This window comes from Streptomyces sp. NPDC001020 (assembly GCF_053599115.1).
Genome location: NZ_JBSFLQ010000023.1, coordinates 1 through 22,828, shown reverse-complemented (window position 1 = coordinate 22,828; position 22,828 = coordinate 1). Strand labels below are relative to the sequence as shown.

The window sequence follows — 22,828 nt, the reverse complement described above, 5'->3', positions numbered from 1 at the left end:
GGAGTGCGAGACAGCTCTGATCACCCGCTGCGTGTTGTTGTGTTTCGCCGTGGCTTGATACTGGCGGGTGTTTCACCCGCCCGATCGCCGGAACACTTGCAGAGGTGTCCCGTCGGGGACCGCTGAGCATCCCCATCCCTTGCGCGTCGCAGGAGCCGGGCCGTGGGGAAGCGGCCGGCTCCTGACTCCGTCAGAAGTGGTCCACGTCGACGACGGCCTGGGCGAACGCCGTCGGCGCCTCCTGCGGCAGGTTGTGGCCGATGTCGATCAGCGTGCGGTGCTCGTACTTCCCGGTGAACTTGTCGGGGTAGCCGGACACGTTGCCTGGCGTCGTGAACGGGTCCTTCTCGGGGTTGATGGTGATGGTGGGCACCGTGATGGTCGGTGCGGTGGCCAGCTTGTCCTCGTAGCGGTCGTAGCGGCTTTCTCCGTCGGCCAGGCCCAACCGCCAGCGGTAGTTGTGGATGACGATGGCGGGGTAGTCGGGGTTCTCGAAGGCGGCCGCGGTGCGCTCGAAGGTGGCGTCGTCGAAGTTCCAGGTCGGCGAGACGAGATCCCAGACGAGCCGGGTCACCTGGTGGCGGTGGGTCTTGTCCTCCATGGCCTTCTTGCCGCGTTCGGTGGCGAAGTAGTACTGGTACCACCAGGTGTGCTCGGCGGTCGCCGCGATCGGTTCGAGTTGGGCCTTGCGGTTGGTGATGAGGTAGCCGCTCACCGAGACCAGGGCCTTGACGCGCTCGGGCCACAGGGCCGCGAGGATGTCGCCCGTCCGCGAGCCCCAGTCGAAGCCGGCGATCACGGCCTTGTGGATCTTGAGGGCGTCCATCAGCGCGATGATGTCCAGGGCGATCACCGACTGCTGGGCGTTACGGAACGTCCGGGAGGAGAGGAATCGCGTCGTGCCGTGGCCGCGGAGGTAAGGGACGATCACGCGGTAGCCCTGTTCCGCCAGCAGAGGGGCGACGTCGACGTAGCTGTGGATGTCGTAGGGCCAGCCGTGCAGGCAGATGACCACGGGGCCATGGGCGGGGCCCAGTTCGGCGTAGCCGACGTCCAGCAGACCGGCCTTGACCTGCTTCAGTGAGGGGAAAGAGGTGTGCGTGCCAGGGGTGATGGTCGGCACGACGGGCGCCTTGCGTCCGTGGTTCGGGGCGGTGCTGGAGGCGCTCGAAACGCCCTGCAGGCCTGCCGGTGAGACGGCGGCCGCTCCCGTGCCCAGTCCCATCGCCTTGTTGAAGCTACGCCTGTTGATCATGTGAAGCCTTCCGTGTGTTTCCTGCGCGTCCCTGCTTGGTGAAGGTGTCGGGACACGCGCTGCGTGGTCGTTCCGGGTGTGTTTGCCTGCGCGACGACCCTGACACACCTATTTGTTACAGATCAGGATGGTGACGATCGATGCGGTGAGCGACTTCGATTCACGATCGGACTGGGTGAGCGTGTCACCTGAGGCCTACCGACAGCCTCACTCTTCTCCGTGTCCGTCGCGTAAGCATCAGTCACTTGACGGTCGCGTGCGGCCCGACTTCGTCAGAAGTCAAAGGCGGTCGCGCCGACTGCCCGTCACCAGTTGAACTGGTGATAACGGTTGCGATGGAGGGCGTCACCTGTCAGAGTGGTTACTAACGGCAGGATGGTGCAGGCCAGTGGGCGCACCGCCCACGAACTCATCCGACTCACGACACGGGCCGCGAAGGACCGCGGCCCCGAAGGGAGCGTCATGCGCAGCAGCAACCCGGTCTTCTCCCGGTTGGGCTTCCGCCGCGAGGACGGCGCCCGGCAGTCCCAGCCGGTGGGCGTCGGAGCCTTCGGTGCGGAGCCCCCCGACGCGGATTTGGCCAACCCCCTTGCCGAGTCGGCGAACTTGTACCTCGTCAAGGACGCCCAGGCCGACCGCGCCACGATGACCATCGACGACGTCGTGGTCCGTACCGGCGCCACGCTCGGCACCGTCGTGCTCACCGCCGTCCTGTCCTGGGTCCTGCTGCCCGTCGACAGCACCGGGATCGGCCGGTCCTACGGCATCGGCGTCGCCGCCGCCCTGGTCGCGTTCGTCCTCTCCATGATCCAGGCGTTCAGGCACCGGCCCTCCCCGGCGCTGATCCTCGGATACGCGGCCTTCGAGGGGGTCTTCCTCGGCGTCGTCTCCAGTGCCACCTCGGCCTGGATCGCACCGGGCGTCGTCATCCAGGCGGTCCTGGGCACCATGGCCGTCGCCGCGGGTGTGCTCATCGCCTACAAGCAGCGCTGGATACGTGTCAACCAGCGGTTCTACGGGTTCGTCCTGGCCGCGGCGACCGGCTTCCTGCTGCTGATGCTGGCGGATCTGCTGTTCTCCGCCTTCGGTGCCGGCAACGGCCTGGGCTTCCACAGCGGCGGCCTCGGTATCCTGTTCGGTGTCATCGGCATCGTGCTCGGTGCGGCCTTCCTGGCATTGGACTTCAAGCACGTCGAAGACGGTATCGCCTACGGTGCTCCCCGCGAGGAGTCCTGGCTCGCGGCCTTCGGTCTCACCACCACCCTGGTGTGGATCTATCTCGAAATCCTCCAGGTACTGTCGATCCTTCAGAGCGACAACTGACACCGAGGTGCCCGGCCCCACAGCCGGACGGGTGACAGGCCCGGCGAACGGCGGCTGACAACGTCGGGCGACAACGAGACAACATCGCCCCCCGACACATACCGCCTTCTCGGTGCCGGCCGCGGGAGCGATCGAGCGGAAGGGGCCAGGCCATGAGTACAGCGCCAGGGGACGCCGGGCGCGCCGAGGACGCGGCACTGACACTGGCGGCGCAGAAGGGCGACGTGGCCGCACTGGGAATGCTGCTGGAGCGCCACCGTCCCGGAATGCGGGCGGTCGCAGTGAGCCTCCTGGGCCCCGGACCCGACGTGGACGACGTGATGCAGGACGCCGCGGTGGTGGCCCTGCGGGACATCGGCGACGTCCGTGATCCGGCCGCCGTCGGCCCGTGGCTGCGGATGGTGGTGCGCAACCGCAGCCGCTCGGCGCTGCGCAACGCGCGGCGGACCGAGCCGCTGGAGGAGGTACCGCTGCCGCCGTTGCTGACCACGCCCGAGCAGGTGCTGGACCGGCACGCCATGCGGGACTGGATCTGGGAGGCCATAGAGGAACTGTCCCCGGCGCTGCGACTGCCGGTCGTACTCCGTTACTTCTCCACTGGCGTCACGTCGTACCGGCAGATCGCCGACGCATGCGCGATACCGGTCGGTACGGTCCGCAGCCGGCTCAGCCAGGCACGGGCGGCGCTCGCCCGGGCCCTGCAAGCCACTGCGTCCGGGGCGCACGACGACGTCCGGCGGCGAAACGAGGCCAGCTGGCAGGAGGCGCACGAGACCCTGGCCGCCGCGGAACGCGGCGAGTTCGGCAAAGTGGTCGCGGACCGCTACTCACCCGACGTGTCCCTGCTGAGCGGCGGAGAGCGGCTCGGCGGAGCCAGGTTTCTCCTGGCGGGTATGGACTGTGACCTGTCCGCCGGGGTCCGTCAGCGCCCCGCGAACGTCATCGCCGGACGGTCGCTGATCGTCTGGGAGATGGACCTCATCAACCCGCCGGACGCGCCGGACCACTGTCCGCCCGGCGTCGCCTGGATCATGACCCTGGACAGCGGGCGGATCGATCGGCTGAGTCTGTATCACGCGTCGCGTCCCGTCCCCGAGGGCGAGGGCCTCGCGGTCTGAGCCGTCCTTTCCGGTCGGCGCCGCACCCTTCGGAGCAGGGGATACGCGTCGGTTGACGCGACGCGGCTGATTTCCTGCTCCCTTTCCGACAAGCGCAGTCGAGGCCCTTCGCTTGTCGGACGTATCCCCATGCCGCGATGGCGATCGGCGACTCCGGTGGCGAACTGGCTGCCGCCTACAGCCGTGCCAGTGCGTGTATGTGCCAGGTGCAGATGGGTCGAATGGCTTAACACCTGGCCGGGTGTGTGTCATGGAGGGACCGGAACGTGTCCCGACTGACCGTCATGTGACTGTCGCCGGGCGGTGGCGCCGCGGACGAAAGTAGCGCCGTAACGGTCGTCCGGCGAAGGTGTGCCCGAACAAGTTGCGTCACCGTCTTGACTGGTGACGACATGTTCTGGCAGATTAGTCACCAGTCAGAGTGGTGATGGTAAGGATGGCGAGCCACCGCAGGTGGCCGGATCGGACTGCGCTACCTCGGCGACAGGCGGTCCACAGCGTTTCCACGTACTTCTGGAGAGGGTTTCTCGTGTTCAACATCAAGCGTGCAGGCAAGCGGCGGATTCTCACCGGTGCCGGGGCGGCCGTCACGGCCGGTGTCGCGTTCGGGGCTTTCACTCTGGCCGGAAACGCGAACGCCGATGCCGGCCAGTCGGCCGGCAAGGGCCAGGCCAAGCCCACCATCGTGCTGGAGCACGGCGCCTTCGCGGACGGCTCCAGCTGGAACGGCGTGGTCGCCCGGCTGCGCGCCGACGGCTACCCCGTCATCGCGGCCGCGAACCCCCTGCGCGGCCCCCACAACGACGCCACCGCGCTGCGTAGCATCCTCGACCACGTCAAGGGTCCCAAGATCCTTGTCGGCCACTCCTACGGCGGCTCCGTGATCAGCGAGGCCGCCGCGAACGACCCCCAGGTCAAGGCCCTCGTCTATGTGGCGGCGTTCCTGCCCGCACCCGGCGAGACGGCACTGGAGCTGACCAACAAGTACCCCGGCTCCACGCTCCCCGACGCCCTCGACCCGGTCCCCTTCACCGCCGCCGACGGCACCAAGGGCACCGACCTCTACATCCAGCAGGACAAGTTCCGCCACCAGTTCGCCGCGGACGTTCCCCGCAACGAGGCCGCTCTCGCCGCCGCCACCCAGCGCCCCATCGCCCAGGCCGCGCTGGAGGAGAAGGCCACCGTCGCCGCCTGGAAGACCATCCCTAGCTGGGACATCGTCACCACGCAGGACCTGAACATCCCGGCCGCCGCGCAGCGCTTCATGGCCAATCGGGCTCACGCCCACACCACCGAGGTCGCCGCCTCGCACTCCGTCGCCGTCTCCCACCCCGGCGCCGTCACCCGGGTCATCGAGCAAGCCGCGCGTGCCACCCGATAGCGAGTCAGCGCCACCCGACAGTGAACGTACGGAAAGCGAGAGAACTGCCATGGACCTGAAGCTCGAAGTCGTCGTCATCCCCGTCTCCGACGTCGACAAGGCCAAGGACTTCTACGTCGACCAGCTCGGCTTCCGCCTCGACGCGGACTTCCCGATCAACGACGGTTACCGGGTCGTGCAGGTGACGCCGCCCGGCTCGGGCTGCTCGGTCATCTTCGGCGAGGGCCTCACCCACGCGGAGCCGGGAACCCTGCACGGCCTGCACCTCATCGTCACCGACATCGAGGAGGCGCGGAAGGAGCTGGAGAGCCGCGGCGTCGACATCAGTGAGCCGTTCCAGGACGTCACGGGCATCTTCCACCATCCTGGCAACGCCCACCGAGTGCCCGGACTTCACCCCGAGCGCGCCAGCTACGGCTCCTTCGCGTCGTTCGCCGACCCCGACGGCAACGAGTGGTTCCTGCAAGAAGTCACCGAACGCGCGCCCGGCCGCTGACGCCGCGCACGGCGACACCCACGGGGCGGCCGCCACAGCATCAACCCCGGCCGCCCCGGCCGCCCCGGCCGCCCCGGCCGCCCCGGCCGCCCCCCGCCCCGGCATCCCGGACCCCACCCCACCCACGACACCCCACATTTCACACCTGGAGCACCCGTGACGACCGAAGACATCCGTACCTACGACGTCGTCGTGATCGGCGCGGGACCTGTCGGCGAGAACGTCGCCGACCGCACCGTCGCCGCGGGCCTGAGCACCGTCATCGTCGAGAGCGAACTCGTCGGCGGCGAATGCTCGTACTGGGCCTGCGAGCCCAGCAAGGCACTGCTGCGCCCCGCGCTGCTGCGCGCCGACGCGAGCCGAGTCCCCGGGCTGAACCCGGCGGTGGCCGGGCCGCTGGACACCGCGGCCGTGCTGGCACACCGCGATCGCATGTCGGCACACTGGGACGACGAGGACCAGGTCCAGTGGCTGAAGTCGGCGGGCATCGACCTGCTGCGCGGACACGGCCGGCTTGCAGGACCCCGCCGCGTCAGCGTGCACACCCCCGACGGTGACATGGTCCTGCTCCAGGCCCGGCACGCCGTGGCCGTGTGCACCGGAAGCCGCGCCGCGGTGCCGCACCTGCCCGGGGCCGACGACCTGCACCCCTGGACCAGCCGGGAGGTCACCAGCGCGAAGGAGCCCCCCGGGCGGCTCGTCGTCGTGGGCGCGGGCGTGGTCGGCACCGAGATGGCCACCGCCTGGCAGGCCCTCGGCACCCGGGTCACCCTCGTCGCCCGCGAGAGCGGACTGCTGCCCCGCATGGAACCCTTCGCGGGCGAGCTGGTCGCCGCACGGCTGCGTGCGGCTGGTGCCGACCTGCGCTTCGACACCACCGTCCACGCCGCGGTACGGGAGGGCGGACCGGACGGCGACATCCACCTCACCCTGTCCGACGGCACCCGACTCACGGCCGACGAACTGCTGTTCGCTACCGGCCGCGCACCGCGCACCGACGACATCGGCCTGGAGACCATCGGCCTCACACCCGGCGAGTGGCTCACCGCGGACGACACCCTGACCGTCACCGCCGTCCCCGGCGACTGGCTCTACGCGGTCGGCGACGTGAACCGCCGCGCCCTCTTCACCCACCAGGGCAAGTACCAGGCCCGCATCGCGGGCGCCGTCATCGCCGCCCGCGCGCACGGCACACCCCTCGACACCCGGCGCTGGGGCGCGCACACCAGCACCGCCGACACCGTGGCCGTCCCGCAGGTCGTCTTCACCGACCCCGAGATCGCCGCGGTCGGCCTCACCACCGCCGAAGCCGAACGAGCCGGCCGCCGTGTCGACGTCGTCGACTACGAGATCGGCCACCTGGCCGGCGCGGTACAGCACACTCCCGACTACCGCGGCACGGCCCGCGTCCTCATCGACCCCGAGCGGCGAACCGTCGTCGGCGCCACCTTCGCCGGACCCGGCGTCGCCGAACTCCTGCACTCCGCGACCATCGCCATCACCACCGAGGCACCCCTCGACCGCCTCTGGCACGCCGTCCCGCCCTTCCCCACGATCAGCGAGGTGTGGCTGCGACTGCTGGAGACATACCGGGGCTGATCCGGCACACCCACGCCGGAACGCGCCGTGCACGGGCTGAACTCCCGGCACGGCGGCGCCCGGAGCCGGACGCCCACGCACCCGCAGGGACCGACCGACTCCCCACTCCGCTACGTTTCTCCCCGGCGCACACATGTGTGTCGTTCCCGCCGCCCTCGGATCAGCTGTCCCGCGAACCGACGTCTAAGGTTTCTCCATGACCTACCGCAAAGGCCTCGTCCTCGACTTCGGCGGGGTGCTGACCACACCCCTGGTCCCGGCCGCACTCGCCTTCGAAAAACGCGAGGGACTACCCGAGGGCACCTTGCTCAACACCCTCTACCTGAATGAGGAGATGATCCGGAGGACCGAGGAACTGGAACGCGGCGCGATCACTCAGACCCAGTGGAACACCGACGCTGCCGAACGACTCGGCGTCACGCCCGGCAACCTGCTGGGCCGCATCTTCGCCGACCTGCGCCCGCAGCCCTCGCTCATCGCGACGGCCGCTGCCGCGCGCCGGTCCGGAGTGAAGGTCGGGATCCTCTCCAACTCGGTCGGGAGGGAGCCGTGGAATCTCTACGCCGGATACGACCTTGACTACGACGCCGTCGTGATCTCCGAGGACCACGGCCTGCGCAAGCCGGAACCGGAGATCTTCCAGCTCGTGCTCAAGGAGCTCGACCTGACCGCCGACCAGTGCGTCTTCGTCGACGACACCGAGCAACACCTCCCGCCCGCCGCGGAGCTGGGCTTCGCCACGGTGCACGCGAGGGAACCACGGCGGACGATCACCGAACTGGAGAGCCTGCTCGGCGTGCCCCTGGCCGGCGGCAACTGACCGGTCCGCGCGGACCGCTCGCGTCACCGCCCGGCGCGGCGGCCCGAAGCCGCGCCGGGCGGTACGGGCCACCGGCATCGTCGGTGGTGGGGGAGAGGCTTCCCGGGAGCGCCCCGTCAGCCCTTCCGTACGCCTTCGATGAAACGACCGGCCATGTCCACGCGTTCGTCGAGGGTCGCGGGCGACTGCCCGAAGTCGATGAAGAGTTCGTGCACGCCCGCCTCGGCGGCGGCGCGCGCGTAGTCGACGTACTGGCCGAGCGTGCCCGACCACGGAACCTGCTCCGGCTCGGCCTCCACACCCGTCAGCTCCGGGTTCACCCGCAGCGCCATACGCAGTTCGGCGGGGTTCCGGCCGGCCCGCTCGGCCTCCTCGACGACCGTCTTCCACATACCCATGAGGTGGGGCAGCGGCATGGCCACGGGCAGCCAGCCGGCGGCCCGCCGGGCGACCCGGCGCAGCCCGGCGGGGGAGAACGCGGCGAGCAGGACGGGGGGACCGGGCCGCTGCTCGGGCTTCAACCCGACGACGGTCTCCGGAACGGTGAACAGCGGGCCCCGATGGGCGAATTCGTCCTTGGCCCAGTACGCCTCCAGGATGTCGAGCGTCTCGTCGAGCCGGGCGCCCCTGCCTTCCCAGGGCACGCCCACCGCCGCGTACTCGTCGGGCATCCAGCCGAGACCGAACCCGACGTCCAGGCGCCCGCGGCTGAGCACGTCCAGGGTGGTCAGCGACCGGGCGAGCATCAGCGGGGGATGCCACAGGCCGTTGAGCGTGCTGGTGCCCAGCCGGACACGGCTGGTGTGGGCGGCGGCGAAGGCCAGGCTCGTCAGCGGGTCCATGTGGTTCTCGTAGACCCGTGGCATCACCCCGTCCTGGCTCGGGTAGGGCGCGCTCGGCGAGCGGGGCGCGAGCACCCGGTCCCCCGTCCACAGGGAGTCGTACCCCAGCTCTTCGGCGGTCAGACTGACACGCACGACACCGTCCGCGTGGGCGTCGGTACCGAAGGTGGGGAGGGCCAGACCCAGTCGCATGTTTTCTTCCTCGGGGTGCGGTGTGGATGGAGCGTGCCGACGAAGTGCCTGTCGCAACTGCCCGCTACCGGGTGAACGAAACAAACGGACCGCATGGTTCAGGCCGACCGCGAAGGGGCCGGGTCAGGTGTCGTGGGAGTTGTCCGACCCCGGACGACGGGGGAGCGGACGCGGGTCCAGTCCCCTGACGTCTGCCCGCGCAGAAGCGGGCGACAGTCCGTGGTGCGTGAGGCCTGAGGGTGGCGCTATTACGCCGTAATAGCGCGCTGCTGGACGGGGTGCGGGCGACGGTCGGGGCCGTGCTCTTGACGATGGTCTCGCACTGGAAGGCGGCGTGCGTGTCCGGTCCCGTCGGCGAGGGAGCAGTCGATTGACTGAGTCGCAGGTGCCGGCACTCGGGACCCGAGTGATGATTTCCGACCGTCAACTGACCGATGACCGACGGCGGGCGGACGGGTGAGAGTGGGGGCGTCGTCCCGGCCTTCGACCCAAGAAGTCGCCGGTTGTTCCGGGGGCGAGTCCCTGCGGTCCCTGACCGGCTCCGCAGAGCGGCGCACGCCGCGGAGGTGACGTCCCGGGCAGAAGCGAAAGGAATCCACTGTCATGACCGTCATCAACAGTCCGCTGCGTGACGAGGACCGCGAGGTCGTGGGGAAGGCTCTGCAGGCGACCCTGGTCGACCTGCTCGATCTGTCCCTGGTGGCCAAGCAGGCGCACTGGAACCTGTACGGTCCGCGTTTCCGCTCCGTCCACCTTCAGCTCGACGAAGTGGTCGTCAGCGCACGCGACTTCGCCGATACGGTCGCCGAACGCGCTGCCGCGCTGGGCGTCAGCCCGGACGGCCGGGCCGCCACCATCGCCGCGACCAGTGGCGTGCCCGCCTTCCCGGCCGGCTGGCGGCAGGACACCGAGGCCATCGACGCCCTCGTCCAGTCGTTCGCCGCGGTCATCGGAGGGGTGCGGGAACGCATCGAGGAGACCGCCGCCGCGGATGCGGTCACCCAGGACCTGCTGATCGGGCTGGCCGCCGAGTTGGAAAAGCAGAGCTGGATGTTCCAGGCGGAGAACCGCGCCTGACCCGCGACTCGTGGACCGCTTGGACCGGGAGGCGTCAGGCGTTCGCGGAAGTCTGCGCTTTGACTCCGGTGAGGAAGGCGGTGAGGACCCGGGTGAGCTGAGGTTCGAGGTCGACGATGGCATGGGGGAGTTCGCTCTCGTAGAGCCGGCGCAGGTTTTCGCCGGGAGTGGCCATGTGCCACAGAGCTCCCGCCATGCTGGTCGCCGTGGCGACGGTGTCGACCGCCTGCTGCCGGGTGAGTCCGAGTAGGCGCTCGAGCTCACCGCAGATCAGGTCGACCTCGCGGAGTGTCGACTGTTTGAAGGAGCGCACCGAGTCGATCGACACGTTCCTCTCCAGGTTCAGCGGGGCGTGGGCGAGCAGGTCGCAGAACAGGGGGCGCAAGACCAGGGTGCCGGCGAGCACCCGGGCGACTTCGGCGGGCGTGCTGTGCGTGTGGTCCTCGAGTTCGCGCCGTACGTCGGCGGACCATAGCTGCCAGCCCTGGGCGGTCAGCTTGAGGAAGATCTGTTCCCTGGTCTCGAAGTAGCGCAGCAGCGCGGACTTGTGCATGCCGATGGCCGCGGCGATGTCGGTGAGTGTGATCGTCCGTACGCCGTGCTCCGCGGCCAGCGCGTAAGCAGCGTCAAGGATTGCCTGTTCGCGCGCCTGCTTGGCTTCTGCGCTGCGCGCACGCTGGATGACCTCACTCATGGAGAACATCCTAGGCCGCAGTAACGAGACGATGTTGCGTTACTCGGAGCAAGGTTAACGCAACCTCGTCCGCTGCTGGGAAAACGCCTTAACGCTACGCTGTTGCATTAATAGCGCAACGGTGTTTCACTAGAGTCATGAATGAAGAGAGTCCCAAGGTCTGGCTCATCACTGGCACCTCGCGCGGCTTCGGTCGCGCCCTGGCCGGCGCTGTCCTCGAGGCAGGCGATCGCGTGGTGGCCACGGCCCGTCGGCCGCAGGCCCTCCAGGAAGCCTTCGGCCGGTTCGGCGACCGTTTCCTCCCGCTGCCCCTGGACGTCACCGATCCGGAAGCGGCCCGCGAGGCCGTCGCAGCGGCCGTCGCGCACTTCGGGCGTCTCGACGTCCTCGTGAACAACGCGGGCTATGCGAACCTGTCTCCCATCGAGACAGCGGACGACGACGACTTCCGCGCCCAGTTCGAGACGAACTTCTGGGGCGTCTACAACGTCACCAAGGCCGTACTCCCGACCATGCGGAAGCAGGGATCGGGCACCGTCGTGCAGTTCTCCTCGATCGGCGGCCGAGTCGGCGGACAGCCCGGCCTCGCCTCCTACCAAGCCGCCAAGTTCGCCGTCGACGGCTTCAGTCGCAGCCTCGCGGCGGAGACGGCTCCCTTCGGTATCCAGGTGATGACCGTCGAGCCGAGCGGCTTCGCCACCGACTGGGCCGGCGCCTCCATGACCGTCCACGAAGTACCGGACGCCTATGACCAGACCGTGGGCCTGATGAGCCGACTGTTCCAGGACGATTCCACCCCCGCGGCCGGAGACCCCGAGCGTGCCGCCGAGATCATCGTGCGCACCGTGCACGCCGGCTCGGTCCCCAGCCACCTGCTCCTGGGCGTGACCGCGGTGGGCCTCGCGCTCGACTACTCCCGCCGCCAGCTCGACGAGGCGACGGCCTGGGAGAACGTGAGCCGCTCGGCCGACTTCGGTCAGCCCTACCCCGCTCAGCTCCCCACCGGGAAGGCAGCTACCTGACCCCTGCCACCCCTGCACGCGACCGCAGCAGGGGCACCCGTGTACCCATGGATCGGTTTCGAGCCGAACTCGCCGATGCGCTCCTACCGTCTGGCGGGCTGAGCCGCTGACGGCACCGACGCGTCGATTCAGCGACACCTCCGACCGCGCGAGTGGACGAACTCCTGACGGCCGACGGCCGGGTTCCCGTCGTCGCCGCAGGTGATTCCTCGTTGCGGCTGGTCTGAGCTGTGGGTGAGGCTCGAAACGAGCCGGTCCCGGAGGGAGGACTATCGCTGTGCGGCAGCCTGGCGCAGATGGCGGCTTACATCGCCGACCAGGTTGATGCGGACCCGCCGCTCCACGAAACGCCACTGCCCATCACGGCGCTCGAAGCGGTCATGGTACCGACCGCCGGCGATGGGTTGCAGCGGCAGGTCGGGCAGCGCCTGCAACACGGTGACGTACGAACGCGAGACGGCCGTGCCTGCCTGTTCGTCGACCTCGATGGCAACATTGGTGGTGACATGTTGGGTTCGCGGCGTGCCGTCGGCGTAGACGATCAGTGTGTCCTGGAACATCTTCTCGATCGCGTCGCGCCCCTCACCGGCTCGCCACTGCCCGTGAAGGCGGCGTCAGCGAGAAGGATGCCGAGTCCTGCGAAATCGCCGTCGTCCACGAGCTCGGCGTAACGTACGACCAGGTGCTCGATAGCCCGGTGGCTCGACATCGGGTCGGTGGGCATGTGGGTGGATGTGGGCATGGTCTCCTCCAAGCGAGACGGGCGACCCTCAGGGCGCGGCCCCGGCCGGAAACAGGCGGCAAACCGGGCGGCTGTCACACGTAGCTTGGCATGTTGGATTGTGCCTCAGGAAACGCGAAACCTGCTGTGCCCTCACCGTCCTGTCCGGTTCGGTGCACGACATCTAGCGCGTGTTTCGAAAGTCCCGCCTGCCCCGCGACGCCTGGCACGGCACTCCCCGCGTCACCGACGTCGTCAAAGCCGTCCGCACCCTGCGCCTCAACACCTCAAACCGAGGTTGAAAAATGCTCACTGGCCAAGTGAAGGCATCAATCCACTGGACTCGAACTTTCGGTGTGCTAGAGTCACCGGCATGCTCATTGAGGTTGACAGACCGTAGTCACGCGACGCCCGTCATGGCGTCGGCTTGCGCCCCTCATAACGCGCATCCCAATCATCGCATTCGTGGATGAAAAACGCGTGGAAGCGTGGCGCCCTCTTCGGCTGTTTCCCCTTGCTTCCCTTATGCGCGTTCTCCTGGGAGTACTGGGGTCAGGGATTCCTTCATTGATTACTGCCTAAAACAAGCCTCTGACGGCTTCGGCGCTGTGAAATGCAGAACGACTGCAGGCACAGCGATTGCGTGTGACGCTCCACCGCATGGGTAATCGAAATCCCTCCTCTGTAGGTTGTGCACATCAACTGATGACGAGCCATCACCATGTCAACATCACACGCGACCGCGCACAGCGGCCGCAAGTCACACTTGCCATCCCCCCCATCCGGCACTCGAATGGCATCGATCCAGGACCATCTGACGTCCGTGGGCGCACCCCCGTTCCGTTACAGTCAGCTCGTCACCGCCATGCGCCGTGGGGACGCGGATACCTTCGAGGCCGTCCACGAACTGCCTGCCGACCTTCGCGGCAGCCTTGCCGAACAGTTCGGGCCACGTCTACTCCCCATCGTCCCGGTTTCCTGTCAGTCAGAGGATCATGTAGAGAAGGTTGTCTTCGAGTCGGATCGAGGAACACGATTCGAAACAGTTCTCTCCCGCTACAGAGCCGGATGGTCCTCGATCTGTGTTTCGTCCCAGGCAGGGTGCGGACTGGGGTGCACTTTCTGTGCGACTGGGGCCGGCGGCCTCACCAGAAATCTGACGGCTGACGAGATCTACGCGCAGGTCGTGCACCCGCACTGGCGACTGCAGGACAAGGAGCTGCCGGACAGCGTGGCGTTCATGGGCATGGGGGAGGCGCTGGCCAATCCCCATGTTTTCGATGCACTCACCTTGCTGTCGGACAACGGTTACGGCGGTATTTCACCGCGTCGCGTGACCGTTTCCACCGTGGGCTTCGCGCCAAATCTCCGCAGGCTCACCAGGGAACACCCGCAGGTCACGGTAACCCTGTCGGTGCACTCGCCGTTCAGGGACGAGCGAGCTCAACTCATTCCGCTGGAAAAGCAGTTTCCCCTGGACGAAAATCTGGCGATTCTGGACGAGCACGCGGCTTCTGCTCGCCGCAAGATCTACCTCGCCTACCTGCTGATAGCCGGTGTCAACGACACTGACGACCACCTGCGCCGGCTCGCCAGGCTCGTGGTCTCACGCTCAAGACCAGAACTGTTCCATGTGAGCGTGATCCGGTACAACAAGGCAGTGGGAGCGGATCCCTCCTACCGTTCGCCGTCGCCGAGACACGTCGAGCGGTTCGTCGCCGGCTTGCGAGCACTCGGTGTCCACGCCACCAGACGACGTCAGCTCGGTTCATCCATCGACGCCGCCTGTGGCCAACTGCACGCCCGCTACATTGCTTCCACCACGCCCGGCGGCTCTCTCAACAGTTTGCTGCCGAAGGCTCCCAACAACGACCGACTGCTGCAGATCACCCGGACCGATCGGTCAGAGTCCCACCCGACCCCGACTGAGTAAGGCAGGAGGGCAGAAGGCCGCAAGCAGCGCACCAGGACACGCAGTCTCCGCCACCCCACAAGTTGTCCGACCTGACTTACAGATCTGTCACTTCCATCGACGGCCCATGTCGGCCACCTCGAACGAAAGACATATGAACAGCAAACGAAGTCAATGGCAGCGCATGGCACCACCCGTACCCTTCAGCGCCGAACTCGCTGCGGAGTTAAAGCACTTGGATCCATCGCAAGAAAACACGCTGGTGTCGGCTGACGACATCCCCCGATGGCGTGCGCAACTCGCAACGGCGGACCCTACACTCGATCAGCTGCGCGACCAGGGAAGGTTCGAGATCCAGGAGTTCCTCGCGCCCGGTCCGGACGGAGCACCGGACGTCTCACTCCTTGTCGCACGCCCCACCGGCCTGCGCAAAGAGGCGCCAGTTGTCTATCACATGCACGGCGGTGGCATGATCGGCGGATCCAACCGCACCGGCATGCAGACCATCCTCCAGGAGTGGGCCGAGCCCCTCGAGCTGGCCGTCGTGTCCGTCGGCTATCGGCTGGCACCTGAAGACCCGTACCCAGCGGCGATAGAGGACTGCTATGCCGGGTTGGTATGGCTCGCCCGACACGCCGACACACTCGGCGTGGATCCTCAACGTGTCATCATCGCAGGCGGCAGCGCCGGTGGGGGCCTCACTGCTGCCTTGGCCCTCATGGCCCGCGATCGGAACGGCCCCGGCATCCTCGGCCAGCTGATGATGTGTCCCATGCTCGATGACCGCAACGACAGTCCTTCCGCACACCAGATGACCGGCCTGGGCGTGTGGGACCGCCACGCCAATGACCTGGGCTGGACCGCTCTTCTCGGCAAGGACAGGAACAGCTCGCAGGTCTCGTGCTACGCCGCGGCCGCCCGCGCAACGGACCTGTCCCAGTTGCCGCCCGCCTATATCGATGTCGGGGCTGCAGAAACCTTTCGCGACGAATGCATCCAGTACGCGACGCGTATCTGGCAGGCAGGCGGAGACGCTGAACTGCATGTCTGGGCAGGTGGCTTCCACGGCTTCGACCAACTGGCGCCACACACCGAAGTGTCCCGAGACGCCCGCCGGACCCGCTTCCGTTGGCTCTGCCGTCTGCTGAGCCGCGAGGTTCGCCAGGCATCCTGACCCTCCTCCACGGCCGTCGCGAGGAGGGCCTGGGCGCAGTTGAAGGAGCTGGTGGAGTCCCTGAAGGTCGGCGACCCGAACGCCCCCGACACCTTGCCGACCCGATGACACGTCACCGGTCCACGAGTCCCACGAGGGCTTGGAGCAGGCCCACCACGTCGTTCGCCGACGTCGACGACTCCATGCGGATCGCCGGGAGGAGATCTTCGGTTCGGTGGGTCGTCATCGCCTACGACGACGGGGGCGACGCCGTCCGCGTCCTCCGGCTGTGCCGGCGGCCATGTGCCTCAGTTCTGTGGTGGACACCGAATCGCCGCCGGGCGATTCGGTGTCCACCCATGTCCCGCTATGTGGGACATGGGCTACCGGGTGAACCCGGAGCGTGTGAACACCCGTGGGTGGCGTCCGCCCGCTCGTCTGGTTCGCCTGATCGGGCCTTCTGTCGCGCCTTTGGCGAAGCCTCTACTCCTCAGCGGCGGCCTTCACCAGGGCTTCGCGCAGCTCGGCATCGACGGCCATTCCGGCGGCGTGGTCGTGGGCCGGCCTGACAGGTTCGTCCCCGGTCGTGCCCACCGGCAGAAGTCCGCGCGCGGATGGCGGACCGTGCGGTAGCGCCTCAGAACCTGCGCACATGCACTCCGTGAGCGCAAACACTCCGTATGGTGTCTGTTCGTGTCACGGCACGTCGGTGACCAATGCATACGTTGGGGGGCATGCTCGGCCGGGGTTCTCCGGCTAGCCTCGATGACATTGCCGGCAACAGTCCGAGGACGAACATGCAGCTGCACTTGAACCACCCTCTGGAGCCTGACAGCGCGCCTCGGTTCGCAGCCGCCATCGTCGAGGCCGCGGACGACATCAGTGGCGTGCAGCTGGACTACACTCCCGCAAGCATCGATCTGGTGGAGGACATCGTCGACGGCTTCCGAACCGACGGCGCCACCGGTGAAGAGATGGCCGAGTCACTTGTGGCCTTCGGCTGTTACATCGGTGAGATCCTGACCCGTTACGCCGGTGGGGCCTGGCACCACACAGCGGATGTCCTCTCCGTTGCGCCCCTCGTCGTCCAGTTGCCCGACGTGCGGGAGTGTCGCCCCATCGACTGGGTCTTCCGCAGACTCGAAGCCGGTGCCGATATCAGCATCCGCGAGCTGTACACGGCGGCTCTTCCGTCGGACGCGCCCGAGGCGAACGGCTCTCGCGGCTGAGACCCCGGCACACAGGTGCTTCCGGCTGTGCGGGTGTCACGCACCCAAACAGTGGCGGACAACTCCGTACAGACTGCCCTTGCCGGTCGCCGTGGCCGCTCGCACGTCGTCGAGCGTCGTCTCGTCGGCTCCCTTCTGTCTGCTCAGGAGCGCCGCGGCGACACGATGCGCTGACGGGCGTCGCCACCTGGCTCGTGGGATGCGCGGTCCGGGAACTCGAGCGGACCTCAGGACAGGAGCAGGAGCCTTCCGGTGATCGCCCGCCACGCGATGTTGGTGGGTGCCCGCGCCAGCACACAAGGTGTTCATACATACCGTTGGTCAGGACGGCGCACTGCAAATACATGTCAACACCTTGTGTGGCGCACCTTTCCTCCTGACCGCGCCCTCCCGGGTGGGCGACCTCATCGCCCTCTTCGGCCTTCCTGGCTACGGGGATTCGGGCGGCCACGCGGGCGTCGTCTTCGACCCGAAGGCGACCGTGCGGACCGCCCTCTACCAGGGCGGCACGCTCCTTGCCGAAGGGGATGACTGGATCAACGCCGACGTCAAGCCCGGCAGACTCCCCTACCGTCTGGTGGCGGACACCACGCGCGACCTGCCGGACCGGCCGTACTCGACCCACACGCACACCGAGTGGGACTTCGTCTCGGGGCACGTGAGCGATACGGCCCTGGAAGCGCTGCCGCTGGCCCAGGTGGACTACGCGGTGACCACGGACCTGTCCGGGAAGGCGCGGCGGCACACCGAGGTGACAGTGACTCCGGCACACCTGCCCGGCGTCACGGCGGACCGATTCCGTTCCGTCACGCTCGATGTCTCCTACGACGACGGGACCACCTGGCACCGGACGGAGCCGGTACGCGGAAGCGAGGGCCGGGGCTTCCGCCTCGACGCTCCCGCGAACGCGCGGTTCGTGACGCTGCGGGCGGCTGCCCGGGACGGGGCGGGCAACGCCGTGACCCAGACCGTGGTCCGGGCGTTCGGCCTCAGATGACGGAAGTGAGGTGAGTGCGCGGCGCGTGCCGCCGCGAGCGCGTGTGCCCCCTACCGGGGACCCTGGTCCATGTGTGCGTCCCCGGTACGGCGCGCCGGATGCCGTCGCCGTTCTTCGATTCGCGCGTCACCTATTTGACCGGTGATGAGGGGCGTGTCAGTCTAGGGGGGCGTCGCCTTCTCCGGAAGGGTGACGCGCCCAGGGCCGACCGGCCGACCCCGCGAGGTCGGCCGGAGGCGACGTGACATGTGAAGAGGACGGTGACAGGCGATGGCCGGCAGCGAGGAGAGGGCCGTACTGGCGGGCGGCTGCTTCTGGGGCATGCAGGACCTCATCCGCAAGCAGCCGGGCGTCCTGGCGACGCGGGTGGGATACAGCGGCGGTGACCTGGCCGACCCGACATACCGTCACCACGGGGGGCACGCCGAGTCCGTCGAGATCGTCTTCGATGGGGAGGTCACCGATTACCGGACGCTCCTGGAGTTCTTCTTCCAGATCCACGATCCGACCACGAAGAACCGGCAGGGCAACGACATCGGGGACGACTACCGCTCCGCCGTGTTCTACCTGGACGACGAGCAGCGGCGAGTGGCCGAGGACACCATCGCCGACGTCGAGGCATCGGGATTGTGGCCGGGCCCGGTGGTCACCGAGGTCACTCCGGCAGGCCCGTTCTGGGAAGCCGAGCCCGAGCACCAGGACTATCTGCAGCGCTACCCGGACGGCTACACCTGCCACTTCCCGCGCCCCGGCTGGCGGCTGCCCAAGCGCGGGAAGTCCTGAGCGGTCAGCGCGACAGCGAGGTGGCGTCTCCCATCACGACGACGGGGTCCTTGGCGGGGTCGAGAGCCTGGAGAAGCTCCTTCATGTGCTTCTCGGCGATGCTGATACATGCCTGGGTGGGGCCCCCGTGGTCGACGTGGACCCAGACGCCTCCGCCCTTGGCGGTGCCCAGCGGCCGGGTCCAGTCCAACGGTGAGGTGCCGGGCTCACGGTTGTAATCGATGGCGACGACGTAGTCGAAGGAGCCGGCCAGCGGTTCGCCCTCGAACCCGGTGCCGTTGACCGAGAAGCCGCCGGAGTGGTCGTAGGGCAGACGGGTGCCCGGATCGGGCAGCAATCCGCCCGCCGCCGTGAGGCCGTAGACACCGATCGGCGAGCGCAGGTCTCCCAGGTGGTGGTCGTCGCTCCAGCCCTTGAACGCGTTGTGCGCGGGCCAGGAAACGGCGGCCGGCTTCCACCCCTCATCCGTGCGCTCGTAGAGCCGGACAGTCGAGGTGGATCTGGAACGGCCGTCGCCGGTGACGAGCAGGACCTGGCGAGTTCCGGACGGTATGTCGGCAAGCATGGCCGGTCCCACCCCGGGCAGAGCACGGTGCGCCGGCGTGTGCCGGACCGGCGCGGCGGAAACATCCGGGCGGCCGGCGGCGACGGTGGTCCGTACGGGATCGGCGGGCCGGGACGTCGAGCCGGTGTTCCCCTCGGCGTCGCAACCACTCAACGCGACCACGGCGCTGACGACGAGGACGGTGCCGTACCGGGTCCACGGACGGGACGAGCGGGCGGGACGCAGGCGCCGCGTTCGGGAGATACGTGTGTTACTCACACCTGGACAACGGTCTGGAACCCGCCTCGGGTTGCCTCCGGACATGACAGCTTCGCCGCCCCGTCCGAACAGACCTTCCGTTCCAGTCAAATCGCGCCCCTTCAAAAAGCAGTCAATTGACCGATGTGTGTGCCGGACGCCGACGAGAGAGTGTGAACCCATTCCTACGGCGCCGTCGTGCGTCGTGTTTCCGCACGGAGGTATTCGTGATCACGTTCGGCAGGAGAGGGGGGTCGGCTCGCGGCCCGCACCTGGAACCGCCGCCCCTTCCCCGGCGCCCGCTCCCGGGCGCCCGCGCCCGCAGGCCGGTTCTGACCGTGGTGCGGGATCACGGCCCTTACGACCGCCCAGTCGCTCTGCGGACGTTGGTGAGGTCGCCGATGCCCGGGGATGTGCGCGGCGCACTGGTCACCGCGGTGGGCCGCTTCCCCGGCAGCCGGCTCCAGGCCGTCTGGGCGCCGCTCACCTCGCCCACCCGTATACCGCCGGGCGAGATCCTGCTGTCCTGGGTTCCGGCCCGCGAGGGTCGGATGGACGTCACTGCCCACCTCGGGCTCGAGGGCGCGCAGGTGCTGCTCGCCACCTGGCCGGGGTTGAGCGGTGACTGGTCGGACATCGTCCGCCCCACCGTCGCCGAGGTGCGCGAGCTGCACGCCGCGCTGCGTCTGGCCACGGTCGTGCTGGACCGCCTGACCGGCACCTCACCTGCAGGGACCGAAGGGGCCGGAAATCCGGATTACTTTCCCGGAGCGTGAGCCGAGGACGATCTCCGCGCACATACGGCCGAGCAGCTTGTCCACGTCGCCGATCGTCTCCACGGGTCACGGCCCGCGTCAAGTGCCGTTGCGGGAACGCCGTTCCCGGTAAGGGACGGCCTCAACTCCCCTCGATGCCACGCGCTTTGAGGTGGTCGACCAGAAGGTCGAACACTGCTTCGAGGTGTGTGCTGTCTCCGGTGGACCGGAGGATCTGGACACCGCCCTGGATTCCGGCGATGAACGCGGCCGCGGCCCGATCGGCGTCGAGTGCCGGGTCGATGAGGTTCTCCGCCTGCATCGCGGTGATGCCCTGCTGGATCAGTTCCTGCCAGCGGGTGAGCAGGGAAGCGGCCACCTCGGCGGCGCCCGGAGTGCTGCCCACCTGGTCCATCAGGGTGCCGAGCGGACAGTTCGCCCCCTGCGCCCGGTAGCGGGCCACCACGGCGTTCCGCCAGCGCGACCAGGCGGGCCAGGAGGTCAGCGCGCCGAGGTGGGGCTGCTGGTCGGCGATCACACTTTCCGCTTCGAAGTGGGCGACGGCGAGCAGGAGTTCTTCCTTCCCACCGGGAAAGTAGTGGAACAGCTGTCCCTTGCTGGTGCCCGTGATCGCCCTGATGTCGTCCAGCGTCACGGTGCCCGGGGCGTCGCCGCGCAGGTGTGCCGAGGTCCCCTCGATGATGCGCTGCCGGGTGGCGCGGCCTTTCGCAGTCAGTGCCATGCGTTCAGAATACGTAGCGCCTGGAACCGTTGGTCCATCAGATGGCCGCTAAATGCCTCAGTAGACGGCTGCTGAATGCCCCAGTTCCGGCGAGATTCTTCGGGAATCGACCGCCAGAATTTCTGGACTTGCTGGTCCAAAAATGGCGTCCTAAGGTCACCGTCGTAACGCGCAAGCCGCCGGTGCCGGCGGGACACCGTCGTCCCTTCATGGCCGTGGGCCGGCATCGGCGACAACCGACACTCAGCAACCTTCGGAGACCCCTGTCATGGCTGCTACCGACAACAACACACTGGTCCGAGACTTCGTCGAGACCTTCAACGCACAGGACGCCGACGCACTCGCGCCGTACCTCGCCGACGACGTCGTCTTCACCGCCTACGGCGACGGTCCGGTCAACGGCAAGGAAGCGGTGATCGCCCTGTGGGAAGGGGTGTTCGCCAACTTCGGACAGGTCCAGTTCGAGACCGTCCACCAGGCGGTCAACGGCGACATCGTCATCGCCGAGCAGATTCACGGGCTCGCACTGCCCGGTGGGAAGCTCGCCCCGGTGATGAACATGGCGGTCTACGAGCTGTGCGACGGCAAGATCACTGCCTGGCGCGACTACACCAACCCCGCCTACGCGTCCACCCTGCTGCGGGCCTGAACCGCCGCCGGCCGAGAACGCGGCCCGGCCGCGGGCTGCGTCGAATCCGGGACACGTTCCCGTGCACCGGTAACAACAAGGTTTCCCCCATCCAGCCGCCGGTGTCCCGGCGGTCGTACCGACAGGAAGAGGTGTGCGCCATGCGCGCTGTGGTCATCGAAGAGCTGGGCGGACCGGAGGTACTGCGTCTCCAGGAACGCCCTGACCCCGAGGCGGGGCCGGGTCAGCTCCTGGTGGACGTCGACTTCGCCGGCGTCAACTTCATGGACACCGGCACCCGTGTCGGGTTCGGTCTGCCCACCGGTCTCCCGCTCGTCCCCGGAGTCGAGGGCGCCGGCCGGGTCACTGCGCTCGGCGAGGGCGTCAGCGGCTTCGCGGTCGGCGACCGGGTGGCCTGGGTCTCGGTGTTCGGCAGCTACGCCGAGAAGATCGTGGTCCCCGCCGACCAGGCCGTCCCGGTCCCGGACGACATCCCGAGCGACGTGGCCGCCGCCACGATGATGCAGGGGCTCACCGCGCACCACTTCGTCACCGAGTCCGCGCCACTGGCCGAGGGCGAGACCGCGCTCGTGCACTCCGCGGCCGGTGGCGTGGGGCGCATGGTCACCCAGTTGCTGAAGCTGCGTGGCGCACGGGTGATCGGCCTGGTCTCGCGTGAGGAGAAGGCCCCGATCGCCAAGGCGGCGGGCGCGGACGAGGTCCTGGTCTCCTCCGGCGGCGACTTCGTGGGCCGGGTCAAGGACCTGACCGGCGGCGAAGGTGTGCATGCGGTCTTCGACGGCGGCGGGGCCACCACGTTCTGGCCCTCGATCGAGGTACTGCGGCGGGCCGGCACGCTGGTCTACTACGGACCGCTGATCGGCGACATCCCCACCGTGCAGATGTTTGACCTGCCGAAGAGCGTCAAGATCACGTATGCGGTCTACGCGGACCACATCCACAACCGCGAGTTGCTGCTGCGGCACACCGGTGACCTGTTCGACAAGATCCGGGAGGGCAAGCTGCGGATCGACATCACCGGCCGTTATCCGCTGGGCGATGCCAAGCAGGCCCACGCCGACATCGAATCGCGACGCACCTCCGGCAAGCTGCTGCTCGACCCGGGTCTCTGATGTTCTGTCGCATCGAAGGTTGAGTGTTCTCACTCGACCTTGGTGGACCGATGAGTTCGCCGAGGTTCATCTCCGGGACCACCACCTTGTCGTAACGCCGCAGCACCGTGCCCAGATTCCCCGGGAACGGGTTCAGGTGCCGCAGGTGCGCCTG

At 68.1% G+C, this 22,828-nt stretch carries 22 protein-coding genes and 1 pseudogene; 17 read left to right on the top strand and 6 right to left on the bottom strand.

The genetic code is table 11. From position 1 onward, the window contains the following. Positions 1-190 precede the first annotated feature (190 nt). Complete coding sequence (locus tag ACWDEX_RS22185; protein WP_450465479.1) at positions 191-1,255, bottom strand: alpha/beta fold hydrolase; 1,065 nt, start codon at positions 1,253-1,255, stop codon at positions 191-193. A gap of 462 nt (positions 1,256-1,717) precedes the next feature. Here ACWDEX_RS22185 and ACWDEX_RS22180 point away from each other — a divergent pair, with 462 nt between their 5' ends. The 6 genes from ACWDEX_RS22180 (at position 1,718) to ACWDEX_RS22155 (ending at position 7,992) form a co-directional block, all read left to right on the top strand. Then, the gene (locus ACWDEX_RS22180; RefSeq protein WP_450465573.1) at positions 1,718-2,578 is read left to right on the top strand and encodes a Bax inhibitor-1/YccA family protein; all 861 of its coding nucleotides are present in this window, start codon (positions 1,718-1,720) and stop codon (positions 2,576-2,578) included. 152 nt (positions 2,579-2,730) lie between these two features. Further along, positions 2,731-3,696 (top strand): RNA polymerase sigma factor, encoded by a 966-nt coding sequence (locus ACWDEX_RS22175; RefSeq protein ID WP_450465477.1) that lies wholly within the window; start codon positions 2,731-2,733, stop codon positions 3,694-3,696. 529 nt (positions 3,697-4,225) lie between these two features. After that, the gene (locus tag ACWDEX_RS22170) at positions 4,226-5,077 is read left to right on the top strand and encodes an alpha/beta fold hydrolase (protein ID WP_450465476.1); all 852 of its coding nucleotides are present in this window, start codon (positions 4,226-4,228) and stop codon (positions 5,075-5,077) included. A 49-nt stretch (positions 5,078-5,126) separates the two neighbouring features. After that, positions 5,127-5,573: a VOC family protein gene (locus ACWDEX_RS22165; RefSeq protein WP_450465474.1), complete on the top strand. Its 447-nt coding sequence runs from the start codon at positions 5,127-5,129 to the stop codon at positions 5,571-5,573. Between the two features lie 156 nt (positions 5,574-5,729). Further along, positions 5,730-7,172, top strand: coding sequence for a dihydrolipoyl dehydrogenase family protein (locus tag ACWDEX_RS22160; RefSeq protein WP_450465472.1), 1,443 nt, complete (start codon positions 5,730-5,732; stop codon positions 7,170-7,172). Between the two features lie 196 nt (positions 7,173-7,368). Next, a complete protein-coding gene (locus ACWDEX_RS22155; RefSeq protein ID WP_450465470.1) occupies positions 7,369-7,992 on the top strand; it encodes an HAD family hydrolase in 624 nt (207 codons plus the stop codon). 116 nt (positions 7,993-8,108) lie between these two features. Here ACWDEX_RS22155 and ACWDEX_RS22150 read toward each other — a convergent pair whose 3' ends face one another. Continuing rightward, the gene (locus ACWDEX_RS22150) at positions 8,109-9,026 is read right to left on the bottom strand and encodes a TIGR03619 family F420-dependent LLM class oxidoreductase (protein WP_450465469.1); all 918 of its coding nucleotides are present in this window, start codon (positions 9,024-9,026) and stop codon (positions 8,109-8,111) included. A 603-nt stretch (positions 9,027-9,629) separates the two neighbouring features. Here ACWDEX_RS22150 and ACWDEX_RS22145 point away from each other — a divergent pair. Next, the gene (locus ACWDEX_RS22145; protein ID WP_450465467.1) at positions 9,630-10,103 is read left to right on the top strand and encodes a Dps family protein; all 474 of its coding nucleotides are present in this window, start codon (positions 9,630-9,632) and stop codon (positions 10,101-10,103) included. Between the two features lie 34 nt (positions 10,104-10,137). On the opposite strand, the gene ACWDEX_RS22140 is transcribed toward ACWDEX_RS22145, so the two are convergent. After that, positions 10,138-10,797, bottom strand: coding sequence for a TetR family transcriptional regulator (locus ACWDEX_RS22140; RefSeq protein ID WP_450465466.1), 660 nt, complete (start codon positions 10,795-10,797; stop codon positions 10,138-10,140). 137 nt (positions 10,798-10,934) lie between these two features. Here ACWDEX_RS22140 and ACWDEX_RS22135 point away from each other — a divergent pair, with 137 nt between their 5' ends. Continuing rightward, entirely contained in the window at positions 10,935-11,819 is an 885-nt protein-coding gene (locus tag ACWDEX_RS22135) for an SDR family NAD(P)-dependent oxidoreductase (RefSeq protein ID WP_450465464.1), read from the top strand. A gap of 12 nt (positions 11,820-11,831) precedes the next feature. Continuing rightward, positions 11,832-11,921: pseudogene (locus ACWDEX_RS22130) on the top strand (GNAT family N-acetyltransferase); the annotation flags it as partial. Positions 11,922-12,088: 167 nt separating this feature from the next. On the opposite strand, the gene ACWDEX_RS22125 reads toward ACWDEX_RS22130, so the two are convergent. Continuing rightward, positions 12,089-12,379, bottom strand: coding sequence for a nuclear transport factor 2 family protein (locus tag ACWDEX_RS22125; protein ID WP_450465463.1), 291 nt, complete (start codon positions 12,377-12,379; stop codon positions 12,089-12,091). 954 nt (positions 12,380-13,333) lie between these two features. Between ACWDEX_RS22125 and ACWDEX_RS22120 the strand changes: the two genes are divergently transcribed. The 5 genes from ACWDEX_RS22120 (at position 13,334) to msrA (ending at position 18,614) form a co-directional block, all read left to right on the top strand. Beyond that, entirely contained in the window at positions 13,334-14,473 is a 1,140-nt protein-coding gene (locus tag ACWDEX_RS22120) for a radical SAM protein (RefSeq protein WP_450465462.1), read from the top strand. A 133-nt stretch (positions 14,474-14,606) separates the two neighbouring features. Next, entirely contained in the window at positions 14,607-15,626 is a 1,020-nt protein-coding gene (locus tag ACWDEX_RS22115) for an alpha/beta hydrolase fold domain-containing protein (RefSeq protein WP_450465461.1), read from the top strand. A gap of 713 nt (positions 15,627-16,339) precedes the next feature. Next, the gene (locus tag ACWDEX_RS22110; protein ID WP_450465459.1) at positions 16,340-16,834 is read left to right on the top strand and encodes a hypothetical protein; all 495 of its coding nucleotides are present in this window, start codon (positions 16,340-16,342) and stop codon (positions 16,832-16,834) included. Positions 16,835-17,189: 355 nt separating this feature from the next. Next, positions 17,190-17,831 carry a hypothetical protein gene (locus ACWDEX_RS22105; RefSeq protein ID WP_450465458.1) on the top strand — a complete coding sequence of 214 codons (642 nt, stop codon included), beginning with the start codon at positions 17,190-17,192 and terminating at the stop codon, positions 17,829-17,831. Positions 17,832-18,101: 270 nt separating this feature from the next. Continuing rightward, on the top strand, positions 18,102-18,614 hold the full coding sequence (msrA, locus tag ACWDEX_RS22100) for a peptide-methionine (S)-S-oxide reductase MsrA (RefSeq protein WP_450465456.1): 513 nt from the start codon (positions 18,102-18,104) through the stop codon (positions 18,612-18,614). Between the two features lie 4 nt (positions 18,615-18,618). Here the strand turns inward: msrA and ACWDEX_RS22095 are convergent, their stop codons facing one another. Beyond that, positions 18,619-19,437: a hypothetical protein gene (locus ACWDEX_RS22095; protein WP_450465455.1), complete on the bottom strand. Its 819-nt coding sequence runs from the start codon at positions 19,435-19,437 to the stop codon at positions 18,619-18,621. A gap of 380 nt (positions 19,438-19,817) precedes the next feature. On the opposite strand from ACWDEX_RS22095, the gene ACWDEX_RS22090 reads away from it, so the two are divergent. After that, the gene (locus tag ACWDEX_RS22090) at positions 19,818-20,192 is read left to right on the top strand and encodes a hypothetical protein (RefSeq protein ID WP_450465453.1); all 375 of its coding nucleotides are present in this window, start codon (positions 19,818-19,820) and stop codon (positions 20,190-20,192) included. A gap of 121 nt (positions 20,193-20,313) precedes the next feature. Here ACWDEX_RS22090 and ACWDEX_RS22085 read toward each other — a convergent pair whose 3' ends face one another. Then, complete coding sequence (locus ACWDEX_RS22085) at positions 20,314-20,913, bottom strand: TetR/AcrR family transcriptional regulator (RefSeq protein ID WP_450465451.1); 600 nt, start codon at positions 20,911-20,913, stop codon at positions 20,314-20,316. 268 nt (positions 20,914-21,181) lie between these two features. On the opposite strand from ACWDEX_RS22085, the gene ACWDEX_RS22080 reads away from it, so the two are divergent. Both ACWDEX_RS22080 and ACWDEX_RS22075 read left to right on the top strand, forming a co-directional pair. Next, positions 21,182-21,562, top strand: coding sequence for a nuclear transport factor 2 family protein (locus tag ACWDEX_RS22080; RefSeq protein WP_450465450.1), 381 nt, complete (start codon positions 21,182-21,184; stop codon positions 21,560-21,562). Positions 21,563-21,702: 140 nt separating this feature from the next. Then, on the top strand, positions 21,703-22,674 hold the full coding sequence (locus tag ACWDEX_RS22075; RefSeq protein ID WP_450465448.1) for a quinone oxidoreductase family protein: 972 nt from the start codon (positions 21,703-21,705) through the stop codon (positions 22,672-22,674). Positions 22,675-22,828 lie beyond the last annotated feature (154 nt).

Coding starts and splice junctions, on each gene's coding strand:
- ACWDEX_RS22185 (WP_450465479.1), bottom strand. CDS start 1,255: ATGATCAACAGGCGTAGCTTCAACAAGGCGATGGGACTGGGCACGGGA.
- ACWDEX_RS22120 (WP_450465462.1), top strand. CDS start 13,334: ATGGCATCGATCCAGGACCATCTGACGTCCGTGGGCGCACCCCCGTTC.
- ACWDEX_RS22140 (WP_450465466.1), bottom strand. CDS start 10,797: ATGAGTGAGGTCATCCAGCGTGCGCGCAGCGCAGAAGCCAAGCAGGCG.
- ACWDEX_RS22115 (WP_450465461.1), top strand. CDS start 14,607: ATGAACAGCAAACGAAGTCAATGGCAGCGCATGGCACCACCCGTACCC.
- ACWDEX_RS22075 (WP_450465448.1), top strand. CDS start 21,703: ATGCGCGCTGTGGTCATCGAAGAGCTGGGCGGACCGGAGGTACTGCGT.
- ACWDEX_RS22110 (WP_450465459.1), top strand. CDS start 16,340: ATGCTCGGCCGGGGTTCTCCGGCTAGCCTCGATGACATTGCCGGCAAC.
- ACWDEX_RS22145 (WP_450465467.1), top strand. CDS start 9,630: ATGACCGTCATCAACAGTCCGCTGCGTGACGAGGACCGCGAGGTCGTG.
- ACWDEX_RS22155 (WP_450465470.1), top strand. CDS start 7,369: ATGACCTACCGCAAAGGCCTCGTCCTCGACTTCGGCGGGGTGCTGACC.
- ACWDEX_RS22175 (WP_450465477.1), top strand. CDS start 2,731: ATGAGTACAGCGCCAGGGGACGCCGGGCGCGCCGAGGACGCGGCACTG.
- ACWDEX_RS22150 (WP_450465469.1), bottom strand. CDS start 9,026: ATGCGACTGGGTCTGGCCCTCCCCACCTTCGGTACCGACGCCCACGCG.
- ACWDEX_RS22180 (WP_450465573.1), top strand. CDS start 1,718: ATGCGCAGCAGCAACCCGGTCTTCTCCCGGTTGGGCTTCCGCCGCGAG.
- ACWDEX_RS22135 (WP_450465464.1), top strand. CDS start 10,935: ATGAATGAAGAGAGTCCCAAGGTCTGGCTCATCACTGGCACCTCGCGC.
- ACWDEX_RS22125 (WP_450465463.1), bottom strand. CDS start 12,379: ATGTTCCAGGACACACTGATCGTCTACGCCGACGGCACGCCGCGAACC.
- msrA (WP_450465456.1), top strand. CDS start 18,102: ATGGCCGGCAGCGAGGAGAGGGCCGTACTGGCGGGCGGCTGCTTCTGG.
- ACWDEX_RS22080 (WP_450465450.1), top strand. CDS start 21,182: ATGGCTGCTACCGACAACAACACACTGGTCCGAGACTTCGTCGAGACC.
- ACWDEX_RS22090 (WP_450465453.1), top strand. CDS start 19,818: ATGCCCGGGGATGTGCGCGGCGCACTGGTCACCGCGGTGGGCCGCTTC.
- ACWDEX_RS22165 (WP_450465474.1), top strand. CDS start 5,127: ATGGACCTGAAGCTCGAAGTCGTCGTCATCCCCGTCTCCGACGTCGAC.
- ACWDEX_RS22085 (WP_450465451.1), bottom strand. CDS start 20,913: ATGGCACTGACTGCGAAAGGCCGCGCCACCCGGCAGCGCATCATCGAG.